Genomic DNA, 22,239 nt, shown 5'->3' on the forward strand with positions numbered 1-22,239 from the left:
GCGCCTCGTGGCGCCGCCGGTGGACATCACCTCACCGCACCTCCCGCGCGTACGGCGCCACGGCGATCCGGTCGATCAGCGGTGCGTACCGGGAGCGGAGCAGTACGCCGGGGAAGGTGTCCGAGGCGTAGGTGGTGCCGTCGAAGTTGGGCAGTTCCTCGGAGCGGAACGCGATGGTGTTCCGGCCCTTCTTCAGGGTGACCGGCACGGTCAGCTCCCAGAAGTTGTTCTGGTGGAAGGTGTGCGGGAAGCCGACGCGCTGGGTCCCGCCGCCGTTGACGCTGATGTCCGCGTGGCGGGCCAGCGGGTCCGGGTTGTAGTGGGTGGCTTCGGACTGCTCGGGGTTGGAGTAGCGCACGCGCAGCGCGTACAGGCCCGCCTTGTCCGCGGTGACCGTGAACGTGGCGGTGTTGCCGTTGCCCGGGTCACCGCCGACGCCGGTGATCGCCGTTCCGTCGGTGGCGAGGGACAGCGGGGTGAGCGTGGCCGAGCCGGCGAGTACGGCGTCCTGAGCCTCGTAGACACGCGTCTTGAGCGCGCCCTCGGTCGGGGTGACCGTGAGGCGGTCGACGAGCGTGGGTACCGAACCACCCGTCACCGTCACCTTGTTGACGCCACCGGACAGGGAGACCGCGACACTGTTGCGGCCCTTCGCGGCCAGGCGCAGCACCTCGTGCTCGTTGACGGAGAGCCTCGCGCCGGCACCCCCGAGGGCGTCGACGTTCAGGGTGGCCTCGCGGTCGGCGGGGGAGTAGACCCAGAACGTGGCGGTCTGGCCCTTGGCGACCCGGGCCGCGCCCGAGCCGGTGGCCGCCTTCTTCGGCAGGCTGTAGACGGCCTGTGCTCCGCCCTTCAGCCAGGCCAGTTCGCCCTCGTACACCTGGGTGCCGGCCGAAGCCGTGGGAAGGGTGAGAGTGAGGCGGTCGACGATGGCGTCACCCTTCGTGGCGCGCTTGCCGTCGAGACTCCTGGCGGCGAGCGTCAGGGTGTGCTTGCCCTTGGTGAGCTTCACCTTGGTGTCGGTGTGGTCCCACACCACCCACTTGTAGCCGAGCGGCAGGTACAGCTGACGCTCGCTGTCGGCCGCGCCGTCCACGCGCAGGAAGACGTTGGTGGGTCCCTGTTCCTTCACCTTGTCGAAGGTGTTGAGGGAGTTGGCGAAGACGCTCAGGTCGTAGGTGCCGTCCTTGGGCACGTCCACCGTGAAGTCGAGCGTGACGTCCGAACCGGTGCGCAGGCCGCCGACGTCGTAGCCGCCGGAGGTGTAGAACTTCGACACGTCCGAAGTGGAGCCCTCGGGGCCGTTCTTGGAGTAGCCCGAGCCCGTGTGCGCGGCGTCCTCCGCCTCGTACGACCCCTGCCAGCTCACCGGCGGCGACTGCGTGCTCTTCGCCTTCCCGGCCGGGCTGAGGACGATCTCGTACGCCGAGGACTCCTTCAGCCCGGGCAGCGCGCCGTCACCGAAGTCGACGGTGACCGTGCCGTCCTGAGCGACCTTCAGGTTCTGCTCGCTCAGCAGCTTGGGGCCGGAGTTGTCGCCGACCTGTCCGCTCCACTCGATCTCCCGTACCCATGCGTGCACTTGGCCCCCGAAGACCTTCTTCGGGATGTCCGCGAAGGTGATGTGGCCCTTTCCGGTGGAGCCGCCGAAGAGCAGCCGGGCCTGCTTCTTCTTCGCGTCGAGCGTGGCCACGCCCTGCATGCTGTAGTTCTGGCCGGGGAACGGCGGGGTCACCGCCACGGTGTGCCCGCTCATCGAGGCGTACGAATTGAGCAGCCACCACTGGCCGTTGCCGCGGTTGGACTGCACCGCGGAGTCGGAGAGGTTGCCGTCGATGTTCCAGTACGCGATGTCCGCGTCGACCTTGGACTCCTCGATCGCGGAGACCCACTGGATCATCTGGCCGGGCACGGAGGTGTGGTAGTTGAAGGCGTACTCGTTGATGTTGACGGGGAGTTGGGTGCCCTCGCGAGAGGTGCCCTTGAACAACTCCTTCTCCCACACCCGGTACTTGGCGACGCTCTCGCGCACGGCCTCCGGGTGGCTCAGCTCGTGCCAGGTGATGACGTCGGGCAGAGTGCCCGCTGCCAGGGTGTGGGTGAGGAAGCCCTTCACCTGGTCGTACAGGACGCTGGTGTTGGGGCCGGCGATCCGGGCATCGGGCATCCTGCCCTTGATGAGCCTGTACGCGGAGTCCCAGGCGGCGAAGTAGTCGTCCGGGTCGTTCAGCCAGCTGACCTTGTCGTAACTCCAGTCGCCGGTGCCGAACATGTTGCCCTCGGGCTCGTTGAAGGGCACGAAGACGATGTTGTCCTGGTATTGCTTCGGCAGCTTCAGGACCTGGTCGACCTGCTTGCCGATCTTCTCCTCGTAGAGCTTGAGCTTCTCCTGCGGGGTGCTGCCGGGCCACTCGTACGGGAAGCCGCGGTGGATGTCGGTCATGTAGATGTACACATCGCCGTCGGTGGAGTCGGCCAGCGGCTTCACCACGTCCAGCGCGTCGGCACCGGGATGCTGCGGACCGTCCTGGGCCTTGGTGGAGACCGTGCGCAGGCCCATGCCCTCGATGAGGTTGTTGGTGGGGACGTCCGGTCCGTACACGCCGTAGAGGGTGCCGGAGGCGCCGCCGTGGAACGCGCCGGTGTCCGAGCCGAGATCGACGGTGAGCGCGCCCTCGCGGACCACCGTGACGGTGGCCTGCACCGCGCGCCCGGCCGCAGTCCCGGCCACCGTGAAGGTCCCCGGCCCGGCGTACTTCTCGGGCGGTACGGCGTCCCAGACGATGGGGGTGTCGCGGTCGTAGCCGTCGGAGAAGGAGGAGCGGACGGTGGCCGGGAGGGACGGGGCGGTTCCGTCGGTCGTACGGACGTCGAAGGACGTCGCCGAGAGTGCCTGGAGGGTCGGCACGGGTCCGGACAGACCGGCCACCTGCTCGGCGCTGAGCGCCGCGTGCCACACGGCGAAGTCGTCGATCGCGCCCTTGAGCAGCGGGTCAGGGTACAGGGACTTGCCTATGTAGCCGGCGGCGGTCGCCGAACCGTCCAGCAGGTCCTTGGCCTTGATACCGGTCGCGGCGGAGGAGACCGCCACGCCGTCGAGGTAGGTGGTCAGCCGGCCGGCGGCCGTGTCGAGGGTGACGGTGACCGTCCGCCACTGGCCGGCCGGGAGCGGGGCGTACCCGGAGACCTGTGCCTCGGCGCCCCCTCCACCGGTGGTCACGGCCGTGCGCAGGACCCCGCCGTTGGACGGGGTGGTGAAGAGGTACTTGGAGGTGTCGGTGCCCAGGTCGAAGATCCGCTGCCAGGCCGACGCGTCGTCGCCCCATCGCACCCGGGCGGAGACCGTCAGGTCGCTGGAGTCGCCGACCACTTCGCGCGGTAGGCGGACATAGGCGCCGTCCGAGGTGGGGGCCCCGCCGGGCAGGGCCAGCGCCTTGCCGCCGTCCGCGCCCGCCACGGCCTGGGCGGTGGAGCCGTTCACCAGGCTCGCCGTCAGGCCGTTGCCGGAACTGTCGGTGATCTTCCCGGAGGCGAGGTCGTCCTGGTCGAAGGTGTAGCGGGCGACGGGCCCGGGCGTCTCGGCCGCGTGTGCGGGGACGGCGGGTGCGGCCAGCAGGCCCGCGCCGAGGGCCAGCGCCATGGCGGCCGGGGCGCGGCGGCGCGGGGATCTGTCAGCGGATGGCATGGAAGCGTCCTCATCGTCGAGTTGCGGGTTCCGGTCGGCACACCTCAGCCGCCGTCGCACCGGCGGGAACCGGTGCGGAGCGAGCGCGTGTCAGGGGAAAGGCGCGTGTCGGACGGCCGGTGTGGCGGCTCTGTGGCAGGGGAACGGGCGAGTGGCCTGTGTGGGGGTTGTGTCGAACCGGTTCGGCGAAGCTAGCATCGGAGTAACCGGCCAGCAATCCCCTCGACACGGGATTTCACCTTCCCTCCATGCCGGGTCGGGGGATACGTTCCGGGTGTCGGCGGGGGTCCGGGTCGTTCTTCGTTCACTTCACGCGAACCGGTTCGACAATCGGTCGTCACGTCCCAAGGAGCCGCAGTGAACATCGGTGAGATCGCCCGGCGGGCCGGTGTCTCGCGTAGCACCGTGTCCTACGCGCTGAGCGGCAAGCGCCCGGTGTCGGACGACACCCGCAGGAAGATCCAGCAGGTCGTCGACGAACTGGGCTACCAGCCCAGTGCCAGTGCCCGCGCCCTGGCCAACGGAAGGACCAGCACGTTCGGCCTGGTCTTCCCGCCGGCCGGCAGCCACTACACCGGGATGCAGCTGGACTTCATCGGCAGTGTGGTGGAGGCCGCCGCGGCCCACGACTACGACGTGCTGCTCTCCCCGAGCGGTGTCGACAGCGACCGTTCCTTCCAGCGTCTGCTGGGGGAGCGGCGGGTGGACGGCGCGATCCTGATGGAGATCAGGCTGGAGGACGACCGGGTCGATCACCTGGACGCGCTCGGCTTCCCCTCCGTGGCCATCGGCCGTACCGCCCGTGCGGAGGAAGGCTGGTACGTCGCCCTGGACCACACCGCGCTGGCGGCGGCCTGTGTCCACCATCTCGCGGACCTCGGCCACCGCCGGGTCGCCTTCGTCAACCGGCCCGAGCAACTCCTGAGGACCGGGTACGAGTCGGCACACCGTGGCCTGGAGGGCTTCACGAAGGCGGCGGCCGAGCGCGGACTGACGGTCCGGACGTACTGCTGCGGGGACGACGCCGCCTCGGGTCAGACCTGTGTGGAACGGATCCTGCACGACGACCCGGCCACCACGGCCCTGGTCACCCTGAACGAGGCCGCACTGGGTGGCCTCCACCGGGGCCTCGCCCAGGCGGGCCGCCATGTCCCGCGGGACTTCTCCGTCACCGGGATCGTGGCCAACCGCTGGGCGGAGACGGTGACCCCGCAGGTCACCGCGGCGGGCGTACCGGCGGCCGAGATGGGCCGGCTCGCCGTCGAACTGCTGGTGGAGAGGCTCGGCCACCCCGACGCGCCGCCCCGGCACCATCTCCTCGTCCCGCCGATCTCGCTACGGGCCAGCACCGGGCCCGCGGTGCCCATTCGGGCCGCCCCGACGGCCTGATCGCACTTCACAACCTCGGAGCGGCCGGTGAGACCGCTCACGCCAGGGAGACCTCGACCGGCAGCCTCTTGATGCCGTTGACGAAGTTCGAGCGCACCCTGGGCACCTCACCGGTCAGCCGGATGCCGGCGAGGCGCGGGATCAGCTCCTCGAACATGATCCGGATCTCGGTGCGGGCCAGGAGGTTGCCCAGGCACAGGTGCGGGCTGCCCTTGCCGAAGGTGACGTGGTCGTTGTGCTGCCGGGCCACGTCGAGGTCGTAGGGGTTGCCGAAGACCGCCTCGTCGCGGTTGCCGGAGGCGTACCACATGACGACCTTGTCGCCCTCCCTGATCCGCTTGCCGCCGAGTTCGACGTCCCGGGTCGCGGTGCGCCGGAAGTGGTAGACGGGGGAGGCCCAGCGCAGGAACTCCTCGACCGCCGTGGGGATCAGGGACGGGTCGTCCTTCAGGCGGGCCAGTTGCTCGGGGTGCTGGAGGAGGGCCAGCATGGAGTGGGTGATGGTGTGGCGGGTGGTCTCGTTGCCGGCCACGACCAGCAGCAGGAAGTAGTTGTCGAAGTCCTGCGCGGAGAGCGGGACGCCGTCCCGCGGGGTGGTGTTGACCAGCCTGGACACCAGGTCGGTACGGTCCCCGCCGCGCCGCTGCCTGGCCAACTCCCTCCCGTACTCGAAGACTTCGAGGGAGGCGGGTGAGCGGAACGGCAGGTCGCGGTACTTCTCGCTCTCCGCGCTGTGCAGCAGCACGTCCGCGTAGTCGGGGTCGGTGTTGCCGATGATGCGGTTGCCCCAGTCGATGAGCTGCTGGTTGTCCTCGGGAGGGACGTCGAGGAGACGGGCCAGCACGTTGATGGGGAAGTCCGCCGAGACCTCCTTGACGAAGTCGAAGGTCCCCTTGGCCAGGGCCGCGTCCAGGGTTCTGGCGGTCAGGCCGCGCAGGAAGTCGGTGTAGCTGTTGATGACCCCCGCGCCGAACTGGCGCTGGATCACGCTGCGCAGGGCGCGGTGGCGGACGCCGTCCAGCTCCAGGATCGAGGCGCGTTTCCTGATCTGGTCCTCGTCGACCTCCTCCAGGTTCACGAATCTCGTGGAGGTGAAGGTCTCCGCGTCCCGGTCGACGCGCGCGATGTCGGCGTGCCGGGTCACCGCCCAGAAGCCGGAGTTGGGCGCCTGTTCGGGCTGCCAGTGCACCGGGTCCTCGTGGCGCAGGGTGTGGAACATCCGCCACGGGGTGACGCCGTCGGTGAAGTTGTCGAGGTTCGCGAGGTCGACGTCCGCGAGGGGCATCGGCTCGGTGGCGGGGGCTGTCGTCGTCATCGGGGAGCCCTTCACAGGTGGTATGCGTACTCGGTGAACTCCCAGTCGGTGACGTGCCGTTGGAAGCGTTCGACCTCGTTGCGCTTGTAGGAGAGGTAGGAGGTGGTGAAGCCCTTGCCGAGCAGTTCGGCCAGTTCGGTGTCGGCCTCCAGCGCGTCGAGCGCGGCGGGCAGGTCCATGGGCAGGACCGCGGAGCGCGCGGTGTCGTAGCCGTAGCCCTCCAGCGGCGCCGGCGGTTCCTCGCCGGCCTGGACGCCGAGCAGGGCGGCGGCGAGGGTCCCGGCGACGATCAGATACGGGTTGGCGCTCGCGTCGCCGAGCCGCAGTTCCAGACGGGCCCCGGAGCCGCGCTCGGGCGGAATGCGCACCATGGCGCTGCGGTTGTCGAGGCCCCAGTCGATTAGCCAGGGCGCGAGGGTGTCGGGGCCGAAGCGTTTGTACGAGTTGACCGTCGGGTTGGCGAGAGCGGCGAGCGCGGGGGCGTGGGCCAGGATCCCGGCGACGGCGTGCCGGGCGGTGGCCGACAGGCCGTGGGCGCCGGCCGGGTCGTCGAAGGCGTTGCCGGCGCCCTCGTCCTGGGGTGACTGCATGGAGAGGTGGAGATGGAAGCCGGAGCCGCCCGCGTCGCCGAAGGGCTTGGCCATGAAGGTGGCCAGGTTGCCCTCCTTGCGGGCCAGTTCCTTCACGGCGGCCTTGAAGCGGAAGGCGCGGTCGGCGGCGTCCAGGGCCTCGGAGTGGGTCAGGTTGATCTCGTACTGACCGCCGTCGAACTCGTGGTTCCCGGTGACCACGCCGAGGCCCAGGTCGCGCAGCAACCGCAGCGTGCGCAGCAGGTGGTTGCCGGGATCCGCGCGCAGTCCGGCCGTGTAGACGGCGCCGGGCACCTCCGGGGCGCGGCGCCAGCCGGTCGGGGCCCCCGGTGAGGGTTCCAGCAGGAAGTACTCCAGCTCGGGGCCCACGACGGGGTGCAGTCCTTGAGTCGCGCACCGGGCGAGAACGGCGCGCAGCAGGTCGCGCGGCGACTCGGCGACCGGAGCCGTCGTCGCCGGGTCGGTGACCTCGCCCAGACAGACGGCGACCCCGGGTTCCCAGGGCAGGGCGGCGAGGGTCGACAGGTCGGGACGTACGCACACGTCGGGCAGTCCCGCGTCGAGACCGCCCGCGACCGGGACCACGTCACCCTGCGGGGAGGTGTGGTAGACGGCCCGGCAGAAGGCCAGACCGTGCTCGCAGGCCGAGGGCAGGTGGTCCACCAGGACGTCCCGGGCCCGGTCCGTGCCGATGAGGTCGGGATAGATCACCCGGACCACGTCGATGCCGTCGGCGGTGAGCCGCTCGATGTGTCGGCGGATGTCCGGCGTGTCGTGAGCGCTCACCGATGCCTCCTTGGGTGGCTGGAGCAGCCTCGGGAATTCATTTGAACCCGAACGTTAGGGAGGGGAACGCTCTCCCGCAAGAGGTGGGTCCGCTTAATTTATCCAGCTGGATAGGTATTGACCAGGGAGTGGCGCCTGTCTACCTTGTTTGAAGCCAAACGAGTTGGGGATGTGGTCTCCGCACCCCTTTGGCCGGGGCCCGGCCGTGGGCGGCCGGGCCCCACTTCGCCCCTTCGCTCCCGCTCCCCCAGGAGGACCGGCCATGAAGGTCGTCGTCGACATGAACAAGTGCCAGGACCACGGCCAGTGCGTCTTCGCGGCCCCCGATGTCTTCTCGATGGACGACGGCGGACATCTGCTCTACGTCGCCGACCCGGACCGATCGCTGCGCGAGGAGGTCGAGGAGGCCTCGGACGTCTGCCCCCTCCAGGCGATCCGGATCGAGGACTGACATGGGCGCCGGCATCGTCGTCGCGGGCGCCTCCATGGGCGGCCTTCGCGCGGCCGAGCACCTGCGCGCCGCGGGCTGGAGCGGCCCGATCACGGTCATCGGCGACGAGCCGCACATGCCGTACAACCGGCCTCCGCTGTCCAAGGAGGTCCTCGCGGGCAAGGCCCCCTTCGCGTCGCTCGCCTTCACCCCCAGGGCGGCCGCGGCCGACGTCGAGTGGCGGCTCGGCACGAAGGCCGTCGCGGCCCGCCTCGACGAGAGGACCGTCTCGCTCGACGACGGCTCGCACCTCGCGTACGACGGTCTCGTCGTCGCCACCGGCATGCGCCCCCGCCGCCTGCGCTGCCCGGGCCCGCAGGCGGGCCGACACACGGTCCGCACGATCGACGACGCCCGGGCACTGCGGGCCGAACTGACCCGGCCGGGCGCCCGCGTGGTCGTGGTCGGCGCCGGGTTCATCGGCTGCGAGGTCGCCGCCACCGCCGTAGGACTCGGGGTCCGCGAGGTGACCGTCGTCGACCCGCTGCCGTTGCCGATGGTCGGCCCGCTGGGCGAGCTGCTCGGCCGGGCGCTGCTCGAGCGGCACCGGGAACGCGGGGTGCGTTTCGCGCTCGGCGCCGGCGTCGCCGGGTTCGAGGGCGACGAGCGCGTGACCGGAGTCGTCCTGAGCGACGGCACCGTGCTGCCCGCCGACGTGGTGGTGGAGGCGGTCGGCTCCGTCGCCAACGTCGAGTGGCTGGAGGGAAACGGGCTCGATCTCGCCGACGGCGTGCTCACGGACGGGCGGCTGCGGGTCGGGGGACGGCCGGACGTGGTCGCGGTCGGTGACGTGGCCCGTTTCCCCAACGCCCGCTACGACGGCGTGCCCCGCCGGGTCGAGCACTGGTCCGTCCCCGCGGACACCGCCAAACACGCCGCGAAGACCCTCCTCGGCATCGATTCCCCGTCCTTCGCCCCGCTGCCCACCTTCTGGAGCGACCAGCACGACTTCCGGCTGCAGTCCTTCGGCGCCCCGGTGCTCGGCAAGGACGACGTACGGATCCTGGACGGCGACCCGGACGGCGACGTCCTGGTCGGCCACCACACCGGCGGCCGCCTCGTCGGCGTCGTGGCACTCGGCTCCCGCGCAGCCGCGACCGCCGCCGCCCGCTACCGCGCCCAACTGCTGAAACAGCCCGCCCTCACCGCCCAAGGAACCCCGTCATGACCGCTGTCCGTGGTTACCTCCACCCCAAGACGGCGACCGGCGCCTCGTCGCTGATCCCCTCACCGCCCTGGCGCTACTCCGGCGACCTGCTCACCGTCGAGTACCGCACGGACCCCTCCCGGGTGCGTGAACTGCTCCCCGAGCCACTGGAGTTGGCCGACGAGGACCCGGGTGCCGTCGCCCTGATCTGGGCCGACTGGCAGTCCTGCTCGGCATCGGGCCAGGAACTGCTCGACCCCGTGCTGGCCCAGTACAAGGAGGCCTTCGCGGTCGTCCGGTGCACGTACCGGGGTGAGATGTACTCGCGGTGCGTGTACATCTGGGTCGACAAGGACTTCGCGATCGCGCGGGGGCTGCACCAGGGCTATCCGAAGAAGCTCGGGTCCATCCACCAGACCCGCCCGCACCCGCACGGACCCGCCCCGCGCATCGAGGCAGGCGCCCGCTTCGGCGCGACGCTCGCCGCCGCGGACCGGCGGCTGGCGCAGGCCGTGGTGACCCTGCGGGAGCCGTCCCCGGGCAACGGGTTCGTCAACGCCCATCCCATGGCCCATCACCGGTGGCTGCCCTCCATCGAGAAGGGCAAGGGCCTCGCGCTCGACGAGCTGGTCGAGACCGGCGCCGCCGCCTTCGAGGGCGGACAACCGTGGGTCGGCGAGGCCGAGTTGGAGCTGTTCGAGGCGCCGACCGAGGAGCTGGCCCGACTGGAGATCCGCGAGCCGATCGCCGCGTACTACCGGCAGGTCGGCGTCGTCTGGGACGGCGGTCGCCTGCTGGAGTCCGGAACCTCCGGAGCCGAGTAACCCCCGTACACCGCGCAGCACTTGGAGACCCGACATGACCGAACACACCCTCGAGGTGGCCGGGGTCGCCGTCGACACCCGGCACTGGATCGGCGGCGAGCGCGTCGCCTCCGCCGACACCTTCACCGACTTCTCGCCCATCGACGGCAACGCCCTCGGCGAGATAGCCCGCGGCGGCCCCACCGAGGCCCTGGCCGCCGTGGCCGCAGCGAAAGCCGCCTTCCCCGGCTGGGCCGCCACCTCCCGCGCCGAGCGAGCCCGCCTCCTGCACGCCATCGCCGACGGCGTCGAGAAGCGGATCGAAGAGCTCGCGATCGTCGAGACCACCGACAACGGGGCGCTGTTGCGCTCGCACCGCCGGGGCGTCATGCCGCGCGTGGCCCACAACTTCCGTTTCGTCGCCGACTGGTTGCTGACGCTGGACCACGAGGACTTCGAGACCCGCGGCCACACCAACCACGTCTCCTGGGACCCGGCCGGCCCCAGCGTGCTGATCACGCCGTGGAACGCCCCGTTGATGCTGTCCACCTGGAAGGTCGCCCCGGCCCTCGCGGCCGGGAACACCGTGGTCCTCAAGCCCGCCGAGTGGTCCCCCCTCACCGCCTCCCTCCTCGCCGACATCGCCACCGAGGCCGGACTGCCCGCCGGCGTCCTGAACGTCGTCCAGGGCTACGGCGCCGAGATCGGCGACGCCCTGACCTCGCACCCGGACGTACGCCGGATCAGCTTCACCGGCTCGGTGCCCACAGCCCGGCGGATCGCCGCCTCGGCCGCCGCCAACCTCACGCCGCTGAGCCTCGAACTCGGCGGCAAGTCAGCGCTGTTGGTGTTCGCGGACGCCGACCTCGACCTGGCGGTCGACCTCGCGGTGGAGCAGTACGACAACGCCGGGCAGGTGTGCCTGGCCGCGACCCGCCTCCTCGTCGAGGAGTCCGTCGCCGAGGAGTTCACCCGACGGTTCGTCGAGAAGGCCGGGGCTTTGCAGCAGGGGGACCCCCGCGACGAGGCCACCGACATCGGCCCCACCATCCACCCCCGCCAGCTGGAGAAGATCGACGGCTTCGTGCGGCGGGCGCTCGCGGCGGGAGCCCGCGCGGTCATCGGCGGACACCCGGGGGAGGGCCAGTACTACGCGCCGACCCTGCTCACCGATGTCGCCCAGGACTCGGAGATCGTGCAGGAGGAGGTCTTCGGGCCGGTCCTGACCCTGCAGACCTTCACCGGCGAGGACGAGGCCGTACGGCTCGCCGACGACACCCGCTTCGGACTCGCCGCCACCGTCGCGACGAGTGACCGGGAGCGGGCGGAGCGCGTCACCGCACGGCTCGTCGCGGGGACGGTCTGGGTCAACTGCTTCTTCGTCCGCGATCTGCGGGCCCCCTTCGGCGGCTCGCGGCTGTCGGGCGTCGGACGCGAGGGCGGCACCTGGAGCTTCGACTTCTACTGCGACCTCAAGAACACCGTCACCGCGCCGAACGGATGGCAGAACCATGGGTGAGATCGTCGGGGCGGGACTCCTCGCACACGTCCCCACCATCGTGCTCCCCGAGGTGGAGCGCCTGGAGCTCAACGGCGGCAAGGAGATCACCCTCGTCACCGGGCTGCGGGAGCTGCGTCGTGACGTCTTCGACTCCGACGACTACGACACCGTCGTCGTCCTCGACTCGCACTGGGCCACCACCGTGGAGTTCGTGATCGCCGCCCAGCAGCGCAGGGCCGGCCTCTTCACCTCCGAGGAACTGCCGCGCGGGATGTGCCGGATGCCGTACGACTTCCCCGGAGATCCCGAACTCGCCTTCAACATCGAGAAGTTCGCGGACAAGCACGGCACCTGGATCACCGCGATCGAGGACGAGTACCTGCCGATCTACTACGCCACCGTCAACCTCTGGAAGTTCCTGGGGGAGGGGCTGCCCGACAAACGGTGGGTGACCATCGGTGTCTGCCAGACCGGGGACATGGAGGACCACCTGCGCCTCGGGCGGGCCCTCGCCGACGGCATCGCCGCAACTCCCGGCCGCCGCGTCCTGCTCATCGCCTCCGGCGCCCTCTCGCACACCTTCTGGCCGCTGCGCGAGCTGCGCGACCACGAGGCGAGCGACCCCGTGCACATCCGTACCCCCGAGGCCCGCGAAGCCGACCTCGAGCGGATCGCCTGGTTCAAGGAGGGCCGTCACGACCGGGTCCTGGACACCATGGACGCGTTCTGGAACGTCAGGCCCGAGGCGAAGTTCTTCCACTACCTGATGATGGCCGGCGCCCTCGGCGAACGCGCCTGCACCGCCGCGGCCCGCCAGTACGGCGAGTACGAGAACTCCGTCGGCACCGGCCAGGTCCATCTGTGGTTCGACCGCCCGGCCGACGGCTGGACCGGCACCGGCCCGTCCACTCCGCGCACCGCCCACAGCCGTAGCTAGGAGCCCCTGCCATGCCCGAATACCGCCGCATCCTGCTGGACGGCGCGGCCGTCCAGGTCACCGTCGACGGCGACGAGTTGGTCGCCGGTGACGGCCGTCGCGTCAAGACCGACGAGGCCCGGCACCTGCCCCCGGTGGTGCCGTCCAAGGTGATCGCCGTCCACCTCAACCACCGCAGCCGCGTCGACGAGTTCCGGATCGACCTCCCGGACACCCCGACCTACTTCCACAAACCGACCTCCGCGCTCAACTCCCACCAGGGCGCGGTCGTCCGCCCCGAGGGCTGTAAGTGGCTCAACTACGAGGGCGAGGTGGGCATCGTCATCGGGAGGACCGCGCGGAACATCTCCCCCGCCGAGGCGGGGGAGTTCATCGCCGGCTACACGATCGCCAACGACTACGGACTGCACGACTTCCGCGACACCGACGCCGGTTCCATGCTCCGCGTGAAGGGTTCCGACACCCTGTGCCCGCTCGGACCGGGGCTCGTCACCGACTGGGACTTCCACGGCAGGAGCCTGCGCACGTACGTCAACGGGCAGGTCGTGCAGGACGGTTCGACCGACGAGATGAAGTGGGACATGCACTACCTCGTCGCCGACATCGCCCGCACCATCACCCTGTACCCCGGTGACGTGCTGCTCTCCGGAACCCCCGCCAACTCCCGCCCCGTACAGCCCGGTGACGTCGTCGAGGTCGAGGTCGAGGGCCTGGGCCGCCTCACCAACCACATCGTCACCGGCCCCACCGCCATTCGCACCGACGTCGGCGCCCAGCCCACCGAGTCCGAGGAGGTGCTGTCCACCGCGCTGGGCGGCGACTGGGAGTTCCGTGGCATCCGCGCGCCCAGGCGCTGACACTCCCGTCCGCGGCCGGCGGGGTCTCCTGGTGCCGGGCCCGTTCCGGGGGACCCGGGCGGGAGTCGCTTCGAGCGGGACGGCCGGTGCCTGCGCACGGGAGGTCGGCAGTTCGCGGTGGCCGACGGCTTGCTCGGGCACGGCTTGCTCGGGCAGGGCTTCGAAGAGGCGACTCGGCCGACGCGGCCCACGGCCCCCGCCCGTCGGTTCCGGTGCCCCCGAACTCGGTCCTCGGAACAGGCCCGTTCGACCGTCGCGCGGACCGTCGCGGCGGTCGGCCGACGGGCCCTGTCGTGACCCTGGCCAGGTAATGTCGCCGACATGACCGAATCCGCGGGCGCCCCCGAGAGCCGACGGTCGCGCAAGCGTGTGCACTACGGCGAGGGGCGCGAGGCCCTGCTGAACGCCGCGGTGCGGGTGGTGGCCCGGGGCGGGCTGCGTCGGCTCACCTACCGGGCGGTCGCGGAGGAGGCGGGGGTCACCCACGGGCTGGTGGTCCACCATTTCGGTTCACGGGACGCCCTGATCGAGGCGACCCTCGCCCACACCATCCGCACCTCGCTGAACACCAGTGCGCTGGAACCCGGCACCGGCAGCGTCGCCGACTTCTCCTCGGGTGTGTCCGAGATGGTCACGGCGGATCCGGACGTCCAGGCGTTCCAGTACGAGCTGCTGCTCGAATCGCGCCGCAGGCCGGAGCTGCTCCCGCAGATCAGGGCCCTGTACGACGAGTACTTCGACGCCACCCGGCGCGAGCTGAACCGTATGCTGCCCGCCGGTGCCGACCGGGCGCTGGCCCGGCTGGTCTTCGCCGCGCTGGACGGTCTGGTCCTGCACCAGCTCGTCCTCGGGGAACCCGAGGTCACCGACGCCGCCATCGAGGAACTGCGCACCCTGCTGAGGCTGCTCGACGCCACAGCCACAGCCACAGCCGCAGCCACTGACGCCACCGCCACCGCCACCGATGGCAGTGGCCCGCCCGACCCGGGCGCATGACTCGCTGACCAGCGCGAACAGGAGTCCCGGGCGCGATGTCCGGGGCTTCGTCGCGTCATGACCGCCTGCCCTGAGCGAGGCTGCCCGGCGGGAATCCCCGGTGCACCCCTTGCCAAACGGATAGTTCCGACCCACCATGAGGCAACTCGTTTGGCTCGAAACAACTTCCCGCCCCTTCCCGCTCCCGGCAGGTGATTCGAGTGGACAGCAAGACAGCGGTCAGTACGGAGGCCGCTTCCGATCCATCCGCGGCAGGCAGGCTCAAGCCGAACTCGCTCGGCGTCCTGGGCATCCTCTTCTTCGTCCTTTCCGCCCAGGCCCCGCTGACCGGCATCGCCGGCGCCGTCCCCATCGCCGTCGCCATCGGCAACGGCGCGGGCACCCCCGCCGCGTACCTCGTGGCCGGCGCCGTCGTGCTGTTGTTCTCCGTCGGGTTCGTCGCCATGGGCCGCCATGTCGTGGACGCGGGCGCCTTCTACACGTACATCGGCAAGGGCCTCGGCCGCCCGGCGGGCACCGGCAGCGCGGGTGTGGCCCTCTTCGCCTACTGCGCGATCCAGGCCGCCATGTACGGCATCTACGGCGCCACGGTGAGCGGCCTGGTCGAGCACTACACCGGGACCCACGTGGCGTGGTGGGTCTGGACCCTGGTCACGATGGCCGTCGTCCAGGTCCTCGGCGCCTCGGGCATCGAGATGGGTGCCAGGATCCTCGCCGTCTTCGTGCTGGCGGAGTTCAGCATCCTCATCGTCTTCGCTCTCGTGACCCTCTTCGAGGGCGGCGGACCCGAGGGGCTGGGCTTCACGGACAGCTTCTCCCCGTCCGCCGCGCTCCAGGGCGCTCCGGGCGTCGCGCTCATGTTCGCCATCGCGTCGATGTTCGGCTTCGAGGCCACCGCCATCTACGGCGAGGAGGCCCGCGAACCCCGCAAGACCGTCCCGCGAGCCACCTACCTGTCCGTCGCGGTGGTCACCGGCTTCTTCGCCTTCACCTCGTGGATGCTGGTCTCCGCGCACGGCGCCTCCCAGGTCTCCGCCGAGGCGGGCAAGGCCCTGGAGAGCGGTGACGCCACCGCCTTCGTCTTCGCGCCGATCGCCGACCGGTTCGGCGGCTGGGCCGACGACGTCCTGCCGATCCTGCTGGCCACCTCCCTCTTCGCCGGCATCCTCGCCTTCCACAACTCCGCCAACCGCTACCTGTTCTCCCTCGGCCGCGAACGGCTCCTCCCGCACGCGCTCACCGCCCTCAACCGCCGGCACTCGCCCTGGGCGGCCGGCATCGTGCAGACCGGTGTGGCGGTGCTGCTGGTGGTGCCCTTCGCGGTCCTCGGCAAGGACCCGGTGCTCACCCTGTTCTCCTGGTTCAGCGGTGTCGCGGTGCTGGCGATCATGCTGCTGTACTTCCTGACCTCGGTCTCCGTGGTCGTCTTCTTCCGGCGTACGGGCGCCGACACCCGCCCGTGGAACACGCTGATCGCCCCCGTGCTGGGAGCGCTGGGTATCGCCGGTGCCCTCTGGCTCATCGTCGAGAACTTCACGACCCTCATCGGCGGCGACCGGACCACCGCGATCTGGCTCCAGCTCACCGTCCCCGCGGTCCTCGTCCTCGGTCTCGTGGTCGCACGTGTGACCAAGAGTGCGGCGACCAAGGGCGCGGCGACCAAGGGTGCGGCGACGAAGGGCGCGGTGGCCAAGGGGGCCGCGACGAAGGGCAGTTGACGCCCGCCGACGGGTGTGGCCCGGGCGGGTGCCGGGCCACACCTCGGACCATCTTGTTTGATCTCAAATAAAATTGGAGGCCTTCCATGCCGGATGTCACTCACGAGGAGTGGCTGCGCCGCGCCAAGTCCCTGGGCCTGTCCGGCGCCCATCACATCGACGGTGCCGACGAACCCGGCGGGGGAGCCCTCTTCGCACTCGTCTCGCCCCGTGACGGCCAGGTGCTGACCGACGTCGCCGACGGCGGCACGGCGGAGGTGGACGCAGCCGTCACCGCCGCCCGGAGGGCCTTCGACTCGGGCCCGTGGCCGCGCCTCGCCCCCGCCGAGCGCGGCAGGCTGCTGCTGCGCATCGCCGACCTGCTCGAAGAGCGGCGCGGGGAACTCGCGTTGACGGTGAGCCTGGAGATGGGCAAACCCATCACCGACGCCTACGACATCGAACTGCGCGCCATCATCGGCACCTTCCGCTGGTACGGCCAGCTCGCCGACAAGCTCACCGACGAGTCCCCGCACACCGCCCCCGACGCGCTCGCTCTGGTCACCCGGGAACCCGCCGGTGTCGTCGGAGCCGTCGTGCCCTGGAACTTCCCCCTGACGCTCGCCGGTTGGAAGGTGGCCCCCGCACTGGCGGCCGGCTGCACCGTCGTACTGAAGCCGTCGGAGAACTCCCCGCTGTCGGCGCTGCTGCTCGGCCGTCTCGCCACCGAGGCCGGCCTGCCGCCGGGAGTGCTCAACGTCGTGAGCGGCAACGGGCCCGTGGCCGGAAGGGCCCTCGGACTCCACCCCGGCGTCGACGTCCTCGCCTTCACCGGCTCCACCGCCGTCGGCCGTCACTTCCTGCACTACTCCGCGGACTCCAACCTCAAGCGCGTCTGGCTGGAACTCGGCGGCAAGTCACCCAACATCATCCTTCCCGACGCCCCCGACCTGGAGCAGGCCGCGGCCACCGCCGCCTGGGGCATCTTCTTCAACCAGGGCGAGATGTGCACAGCCCCCTCCCGACTCCTCGTGCACACCTCCGTCGCCGAACAGGTCACCGACGCCGTCGTCGCCCGGGCCCGTGAACTGCTGGTCGGTGACCCCCTCGACCCGGCGACCGAGATGGGCGCCCTGGTCGGCGAGAGCCACTTGGCGCGCGTCCAGGACCACATCGCCACCGGCCTCGACGAAGGGGCCCGGCTGCGCGCCGGCGGCGAGCGGACGCTGACCGGGACCGGCGGCAGCTTTCTGCGGCCGACCGTCTTCGACCATGTCGCACCCGGCATGCGGCTGGCCCGTGAGGAGATCTTCGGCCCCGTCCTGTCCGTGCTCGCCTTCGACGACCTCGACGAGGCGGTACGGCTGGCCAACGCGACCGAGTACGGCCTCGCCGCCGCCCTGTGGACCTCCGACCTCTCCACCGCCCACAAGGTCTCCCGCGCCCTCAAGGCCGGCACGGTCTGGGTCAACTGCTACGAGGAGGGCGACCTCACCGTCCCCTTCGGCGGCATGAAGCAGTCCGGCAACGGGCGCGACAAGTCCGTGCACGCCCTGGAGAAGTACACCGAGCTCAAGACGACCTGGATCCAGCTGTGACGACGACCCCGCGCCCGCTGATCGCCGTCCCCGCCCGCTTCTCCGCCACGGCGTCCGCACTCCGGTACGCCGCCGAGGTCAACGCCCGCGCCCTGATCGAGGCCGTCTGGCGGGCGGGCGGCGAACCCGCAGGCATCCACCCCTCCACCACGGACGTCCCGGCCCGCCTCGCCCGCTTCGACGGCGTCCTGCTCCCCGGCGGCGGCGACCTCGCCCCGCACCGCTACGGCGCGCAGGAGGTCCATGCCGACGTGTACGACGTCGACGACCTCCAGGACGCCTTCGACCTCGAAGTCGCCCGCGCCGCACTGGATTCGGGCCTGCCCCTGCTGGCGATCTGCCGCGGCCTGCAGGTCGTCGACGTCGCCCTCGGCGGCACCCTGGAACAGGACATGGGCGGCCCGGAGCGCGAACACCGGCATCTCGTACACCCGGTGGAGATCGAGCGGGGCACACTGCTGGAACAGGCCACCGGCGCCCAGAAATTGGACGTCTCCTGCTACCACCACCAGCGCGTGGACCGCCTGGGATCCGGCCTCACGGCCACCGCACGGGCCGCCGACGGCACCGTGGAGGGCCTCGAACTGCCGGGCCTGCCCGGGTGGTTCACGGCCGTCCAGTGGCATCCCGAGGACACCGCACACGAAGACCCCGCCCAGCAGGGCCTGTTCGACGCCCTCGTCCGGGCGGCCCGCGACAGACACCGGCCGGGGACCGAGGCGCCGTACGAGCGGTAACGGTCGGCGGGAGCCCACCTTGCCGCTGCCGCTGCCGCTGCCGCTGCCGCTGACGGCTGGGCTGAGCCGGTGCCCGCCGCACCCGGGACCCCTCGCGTCGCCTTCCTCGACGCCCAGGGGAACATCGCGTCCTGCCGCTGTGGCCCTCGCCGAGCCTCGCCCGGACCGGACGGTGACCACAGCGTTCGCCGAGCTCGCGCGATCACGTGTCAGTGCCCGCCCGTAAGGTGACGTAATGAGTGTGATCGACTTCGGTGGGGGCGGAGGACCGGTGAGGGGCGCGCACGTGGAACAACTGGTCGGCAGGGCCTTGGAGCTCGACCGGTTCGACGCCGTACTCGCGGGCCTGGGGCAGGCCGGGGCGGTGTCGGCCGTCGACATCTCCGGGGAACCCGGTATCGGCAAGAGCCGCCTGCTCACCGAAGCGTGCGCACGCGCACGCCGTGCCGGATTCACGGTACTGCGGGGACGGGCCACGGAGTACGAACAGCACGTGCCGTTCCAGGTGTTCACCGACGCGCTCACCGACGCCGAGACCGAGGCCACCGTCACCCTCGCCGCCGAGCCGGGGACGGCCTCGCAGCGGAACGGGAGCGCGCCCGACGGCGGTGCCGCGGCCCGCTTCGGTCCGCGGCGCGCGATCGCGGCACTCCTCGCACGCCTGGGCGACCCCGGAGTCGTGCTGGCCCTCGACGACCTGCACTGGGCGGACCCCGCCTCCCACGAACTCGTGGACCATCTGGTCCGCCATCCTCCGCGCGGCCGGGTGCTGCTGATCGTGGCGCGCCGGGCCCGGCAGACGCCGACCTCGCTGACCGCGGCGCTCACCCGCGGCATCGACACGGGCGCCGTACTCCACCTGCCCCTGGAACCCCTCGCCGAACGGGAGTCCGTCCAGGCGCTGGCCGGCGACCTCCCCCCGGCCCGGGCCGGACAGCTGTATGCCGCCAGCGAGGGCAACCCCCTCTATCTGCACGCCCTGTTGCACGCGTATCGCAGCGGGGCCCCGCTGCGCGGCCTCGACACCCCCGAAGGCATCACCGACCTGGCAGGCGTCCCCAGCGGCCTGGCCGCACTGCTGCTCGACGAGCTGACCGGACTGACGCTGCCACAGCGCCGTCTCGTCGAAGCGGTCGCCGTACTCGGCGACCAGGCCACGACCGGCATGGTGACCATGGTGACCGGCACACCGGCCCTCGCCGTGGAGGAGCACACCGACGTCCTCGCCGCGCGCGACATCCTGCGTCCGGGGCCCGGCGACCGCTGGGCGCTGCGGCACCCACTCGTGCGGGCACTGGTCTACGAGAACACCTCGCCCGTACGGCGCGCGGACCTCCACCGCCGCGCGGCCCGAACGCTGGACCACCAGGGTGCGCCGGCCGCCGAACGCGCCCACCACGTCGAACGCTCGCTCACCGGCTGGGACCCGGAGGCCGCCGCCGTACTCAGCGAGGCGGCCGAACAGCTCGCGTCCACCGCGCCGGCGACCACCGCCCACCTGCTGGACGTCGTCCTCAGACACCTGCCCAGCACACCCGATCACACCCGGCGGCGCGGTGAACTGACCCTGGCCCGCGCCCGCGCGCTCGGTGTCAGCGGAGCGCTGAGTGAGAGCCGCGACCTGCTCCACCACCTGATCGAGGGAGCGGGCAAGAGCCACCCCGAACTGCGGGCAGAGGCCATCGCGCAGTGTGCCGTGATGGAACGTCACCTCGGTCACTCACCGGAGGCGACAGCTCTGCTGCGCCAAGAGCTGTCCCGCACACCGGGCCCGCCCCCAGGGCAGGACGTCTCCCTCAGACTCGCCTTGGGCATGTCCGCCCTGCTGACCGCGTCCTACCCCGGGGCCCGTGCGGACGTCGCCCAGGCCCTCACCGTCGCCCGTGCCGACGGCAACGCCCCCGGAGAGGCGGCGGCCAAGGCCCTCGCCGCGCTCGGCGAGGCGTACGAGGGGCACATGGCGTCCGCCACCGGGTTCGCCGACGCCGCCCGCGCCCTCACCGACGCGCTGACCGACCCCGACCTCACCGAGCTGTGCGAGTCACTGGTCTGGCTGGCCTGGGCGGAAGCCCTGCTGGAGCGATACGCCGAGGCGGAACGGCACATCACCCGCGGCCTGGAGATCGCCCGCCGCAGCGGCCAACTCCATGTCCTGCCCCACCTGCTGACGAACCGGGCCTTCCTGTGCCTGCACACCTGCCGGCTGCCCGCCGCGCTGGAGGCGGCCGAGGAGGCCGAGGCCATCGCCCGTGCCGCGGGCAGCGGCGACCTGCTCGGGTTCACGCTCGCCATCAAGACACTGGTGCTCCTCATCGGCCGCCCACTGGGCGACGGGAGTGCGCTGGCCACCGGTGAGGAGGCCGTCGCGGCGTTGACCGGCAGCACGGGCTGGTGGGCCGCCCTGGCCTGGTGCATGCTCGGACACACGGCTCTGGTGAACGGCGACCCGTACCGGGCCCAGCAAGCCATCATCACCGCCGGCGGAGGCCCCGAACTGCCGCTGCTGCAGCCGTCCATCCGCCCGGGCCAACTCGACACGCTGGTCAGCACCGCCCTCGCCACGGGCGATCCGGCCAGAGCGGGGCGCTGGGCCGCGCAGGCGGCCCGCGAGGCGAAACGGCTGGGCCTGGCCGGCCAGCGCGCCGGCGCACTGCGGGCCGAGGCGACCCTGGCCGAACACCGCGGCGACGCCGACAAGGCCGTACGTCTCCTCGACGCGGCCACACAGGAATACGCCCGCTGCGGTCAGACCCTGTGGGAGGCGTACTGCCTTCTCCGCGCCGCTCCCCTCGTCAGACGCGGCGGACACAGACGGCAGGCCGCCGCGATGTGGCAGCGGGCCCACCGCATCGCCGCCGACGGCCGGGCCCGTCTGCTGCTGGATCTGGCCGAACTGATCCGCCCCCAGGTCACGGCGGACACGGCGGAGCTGCCGGCGGAACTGGCCGATCTGACGCCACGTGAACTCGACATCGCCGGGCTCGTGGCGGAGGGCCTGAGCAACCAGGCCATCGCCACCCGGCTCCACCTCAGCCCGCGCACGGTCGAAACACACCTGTCGTCCGTCTACCGCAAGGCGTCGCTGCCGTCCCGCTCGGCCCTGGCCGTGCTCATGACGCGCAGTGGTCTGGCGGCCAACGGCGTCTGACCGCTCGGCCGACCGCGTCAGGGCTGTGGGTGTGGCGGTGCGTGGGTGGGCCGGGGGTGGTCGCCGTGCCAGTCCAGGATGAGGACGGTGGCGTCGTCCTTGAGGGTGCCGTGGCAGGCGTCGAGGACGGCGGTGGTCAGGGCGCGGACGGCTTCTCGGGGGTGCAGGGTGCGGGTGTCGTGGATGACCTGGTTCAGGTCGGCGTCGGCGGCGCCGCGTTCCTGCATGCCGTCGGTGAGCAGGATCAGCCGGTCGCCGGGGTGCAGGGGCAGTTTCTGGAGCTGGTAGGCGGAGGGTGCGGCGACGCCGAAGGGCAGGTTGACGGCGAGCTTGACCTCTTGGACGGTGCCTTCGCGTAGCAGGAGTGGCCAGGGGTGGCCGGCGTTGACCAGTTCGCACAGGCCGGTGTCGAGGTCGATGCAGAGCAGTTGTCCGGTGGCCAGGCCGCGGCTGTGGCCGAGCAGGGCGTGGTGGGCGTGGTGGGCCTGTCTGAGGGCGTCGCAGCCGCTGCGGCGGGCCTGTCTGAGGGCGCCGACCAGCAAGGTGGCCAGCAGTGCGGAGTC

16 protein-coding genes are annotated in these 22,239 nt (G+C 71.4%); 12 read left to right on the top strand and 4 right to left on the bottom strand.

Going from position 1 to position 22,239, the window contains the following annotated elements:
• Window positions 1–31: 31 nt before the first annotated feature.
• Window positions 32–3,640: a LamG-like jellyroll fold domain-containing protein gene (locus ACFYRX_RS26875; protein ID WP_389104659.1), complete on the bottom strand. Its 3,609-nt coding sequence runs from the start codon at window positions 3,638–3,640 to the stop codon at window positions 32–34.
• Window positions 3,641–4,042: 402 nt separating this feature from the next.
• Between ACFYRX_RS26875 and ACFYRX_RS26880 the strand changes: the two genes are divergently transcribed.
• Window positions 4,043–5,074 (top strand): LacI family DNA-binding transcriptional regulator, encoded by a 1,032-nt coding sequence (locus ACFYRX_RS26880; RefSeq protein WP_389104586.1) that lies wholly within the window; start codon window positions 4,043–4,045, stop codon window positions 5,072–5,074.
• 37 nt (window positions 5,075–5,111) lie between these two features.
• On the opposite strand, the gene ACFYRX_RS26885 is transcribed toward ACFYRX_RS26880, so the two are convergent.
• Both ACFYRX_RS26885 and ACFYRX_RS26890 read right to left on the bottom strand, forming a co-directional pair.
• On the bottom strand, window positions 5,112–6,389 hold the full coding sequence (locus tag ACFYRX_RS26885; protein ID WP_389104588.1) for a cytochrome P450: 1,278 nt from the start codon (window positions 6,387–6,389) through the stop codon (window positions 5,112–5,114).
• Window positions 6,390–6,400: 11 nt separating this feature from the next.
• Window positions 6,401–7,765, bottom strand: coding sequence for a glutamine synthetase family protein (locus tag ACFYRX_RS26890; RefSeq protein ID WP_389104592.1), 1,365 nt, complete (start codon window positions 7,763–7,765; stop codon window positions 6,401–6,403).
• Window positions 7,766–8,027: 262 nt separating this feature from the next.
• On the opposite strand from ACFYRX_RS26890, the gene ACFYRX_RS26895 reads away from it, so the two are divergent.
• The 11 genes from ACFYRX_RS26895 (at window position 8,028) to ACFYRX_RS26945 (ending at window position 21,676) form a co-directional block, all read left to right on the top strand.
• Window positions 8,028–8,216 carry a ferredoxin gene (locus ACFYRX_RS26895; protein ID WP_389104594.1) on the top strand — a complete coding sequence of 63 codons (189 nt, stop codon included), beginning with the start codon at window positions 8,028–8,030 and terminating at the stop codon, window positions 8,214–8,216.
• 1 nt (window position 8,217) lies between these two features.
• A complete protein-coding gene (locus tag ACFYRX_RS26900) occupies window positions 8,218–9,423 on the top strand; it encodes an NAD(P)/FAD-dependent oxidoreductase (RefSeq protein WP_389104596.1) in 1,206 nt (401 codons plus the stop codon).
• Window positions 9,420–10,226: an acetoacetate decarboxylase family protein gene (locus ACFYRX_RS26905; RefSeq protein WP_389104599.1), complete on the top strand. Its 807-nt coding sequence runs from the start codon at window positions 9,420–9,422 to the stop codon at window positions 10,224–10,226. Before ACFYRX_RS26900 ends, ACFYRX_RS26905 begins: the two co-directional genes overlap by 4 nt.
• Before the next feature lie 34 nt (window positions 10,227–10,260).
• A complete protein-coding gene (locus tag ACFYRX_RS26910; RefSeq protein WP_389104602.1) occupies window positions 10,261–11,724 on the top strand; it encodes an aldehyde dehydrogenase in 1,464 nt (487 codons plus the stop codon).
• Window positions 11,717–12,643, top strand: a complete 927-nt coding sequence (locus tag ACFYRX_RS26915) for a 3,4-dihydroxyphenylacetate 2,3-dioxygenase (protein WP_389104605.1) — start codon at window positions 11,717–11,719, stop codon at window positions 12,641–12,643. The genes ACFYRX_RS26910 and ACFYRX_RS26915 overlap by 8 nt, the downstream gene beginning before the upstream one ends.
• Window positions 12,644–12,654: 11 nt before the next feature.
• On the top strand, window positions 12,655–13,500 hold the full coding sequence (locus ACFYRX_RS26920) for a fumarylacetoacetate hydrolase family protein (RefSeq protein ID WP_389104608.1): 846 nt from the start codon (window positions 12,655–12,657) through the stop codon (window positions 13,498–13,500).
• Between the two features lie 321 nt (window positions 13,501–13,821).
• Window positions 13,822–14,496 carry a TetR/AcrR family transcriptional regulator gene (locus ACFYRX_RS26925; protein WP_389104611.1) on the top strand — a complete coding sequence of 225 codons (675 nt, stop codon included), beginning with the start codon at window positions 13,822–13,824 and terminating at the stop codon, window positions 14,494–14,496.
• A gap of 200 nt (window positions 14,497–14,696) precedes the next feature.
• Window positions 14,697–16,214 carry an APC family permease gene (locus ACFYRX_RS26930; RefSeq protein ID WP_389104613.1) on the top strand — a complete coding sequence of 506 codons (1,518 nt, stop codon included), beginning with the start codon at window positions 14,697–14,699 and terminating at the stop codon, window positions 16,212–16,214.
• A gap of 86 nt (window positions 16,215–16,300) precedes the next feature.
• Window positions 16,301–17,791 (top strand): aldehyde dehydrogenase, encoded by a 1,491-nt coding sequence (locus tag ACFYRX_RS26935; protein WP_389104616.1) that lies wholly within the window; start codon window positions 16,301–16,303, stop codon window positions 17,789–17,791.
• A complete protein-coding gene (locus tag ACFYRX_RS26940) occupies window positions 17,788–18,528 on the top strand; it encodes a gamma-glutamyl-gamma-aminobutyrate hydrolase family protein (RefSeq protein WP_389104618.1) in 741 nt (246 codons plus the stop codon). Before ACFYRX_RS26935 ends, ACFYRX_RS26940 begins: the two co-directional genes overlap by 4 nt.
• 235 nt (window positions 18,529–18,763) lie before the next feature.
• The gene (locus ACFYRX_RS26945; protein ID WP_389104621.1) at window positions 18,764–21,676 is read left to right on the top strand and encodes an AAA family ATPase; all 2,913 of its coding nucleotides are present in this window, start codon (window positions 18,764–18,766) and stop codon (window positions 21,674–21,676) included.
• Window positions 21,677–21,693: 17 nt separating this feature from the next.
• On the opposite strand, the gene ACFYRX_RS26950 is transcribed toward ACFYRX_RS26945, so the two are convergent.
• The coding region (locus ACFYRX_RS26950; protein ID WP_389104624.1) for a PP2C family protein-serine/threonine phosphatase at window positions 21,694–22,239 on the bottom strand (546 nt) is incomplete at its 5' end.

This window comes from Streptomyces sp. NPDC005374 (assembly GCF_042872225.1).
GTDB lineage: Bacteria > Actinomycetota > Actinomycetes > Streptomycetales > Streptomycetaceae > Streptomyces.

Coding starts and splice junctions, on each gene's coding strand:
- ACFYRX_RS26875 (WP_389104659.1), bottom strand. CDS start 3,640: ATGGCGCTGGCCCTCGGCGCGGGCCTGCTGGCCGCACCCGCCGTCCCC.
- ACFYRX_RS26910 (WP_389104602.1), top strand. CDS start 10,261: ATGACCGAACACACCCTCGAGGTGGCCGGGGTCGCCGTCGACACCCGG.
- ACFYRX_RS26920 (WP_389104608.1), top strand. CDS start 12,655: ATGCCCGAATACCGCCGCATCCTGCTGGACGGCGCGGCCGTCCAGGTC.
- ACFYRX_RS26945 (WP_389104621.1), top strand. CDS start 18,764: ATGAGTGTGATCGACTTCGGTGGGGGCGGAGGACCGGTGAGGGGCGCG.
- ACFYRX_RS26935 (WP_389104616.1), top strand. CDS start 16,301: ATGCCGGATGTCACTCACGAGGAGTGGCTGCGCCGCGCCAAGTCCCTG.
- ACFYRX_RS26905 (WP_389104599.1), top strand. CDS start 9,420: ATGACCGCTGTCCGTGGTTACCTCCACCCCAAGACGGCGACCGGCGCC.
- ACFYRX_RS26895 (WP_389104594.1), top strand. CDS start 8,028: ATGAAGGTCGTCGTCGACATGAACAAGTGCCAGGACCACGGCCAGTGC.
- ACFYRX_RS26915 (WP_389104605.1), top strand. CDS start 11,717: ATGGGTGAGATCGTCGGGGCGGGACTCCTCGCACACGTCCCCACCATC.
- ACFYRX_RS26900 (WP_389104596.1), top strand. CDS start 8,218: ATGGGCGCCGGCATCGTCGTCGCGGGCGCCTCCATGGGCGGCCTTCGC.
- ACFYRX_RS26885 (WP_389104588.1), bottom strand. CDS start 6,389: ATGACGACGACAGCCCCCGCCACCGAGCCGATGCCCCTCGCGGACGTC.
- ACFYRX_RS26925 (WP_389104611.1), top strand. CDS start 13,822: ATGACCGAATCCGCGGGCGCCCCCGAGAGCCGACGGTCGCGCAAGCGT.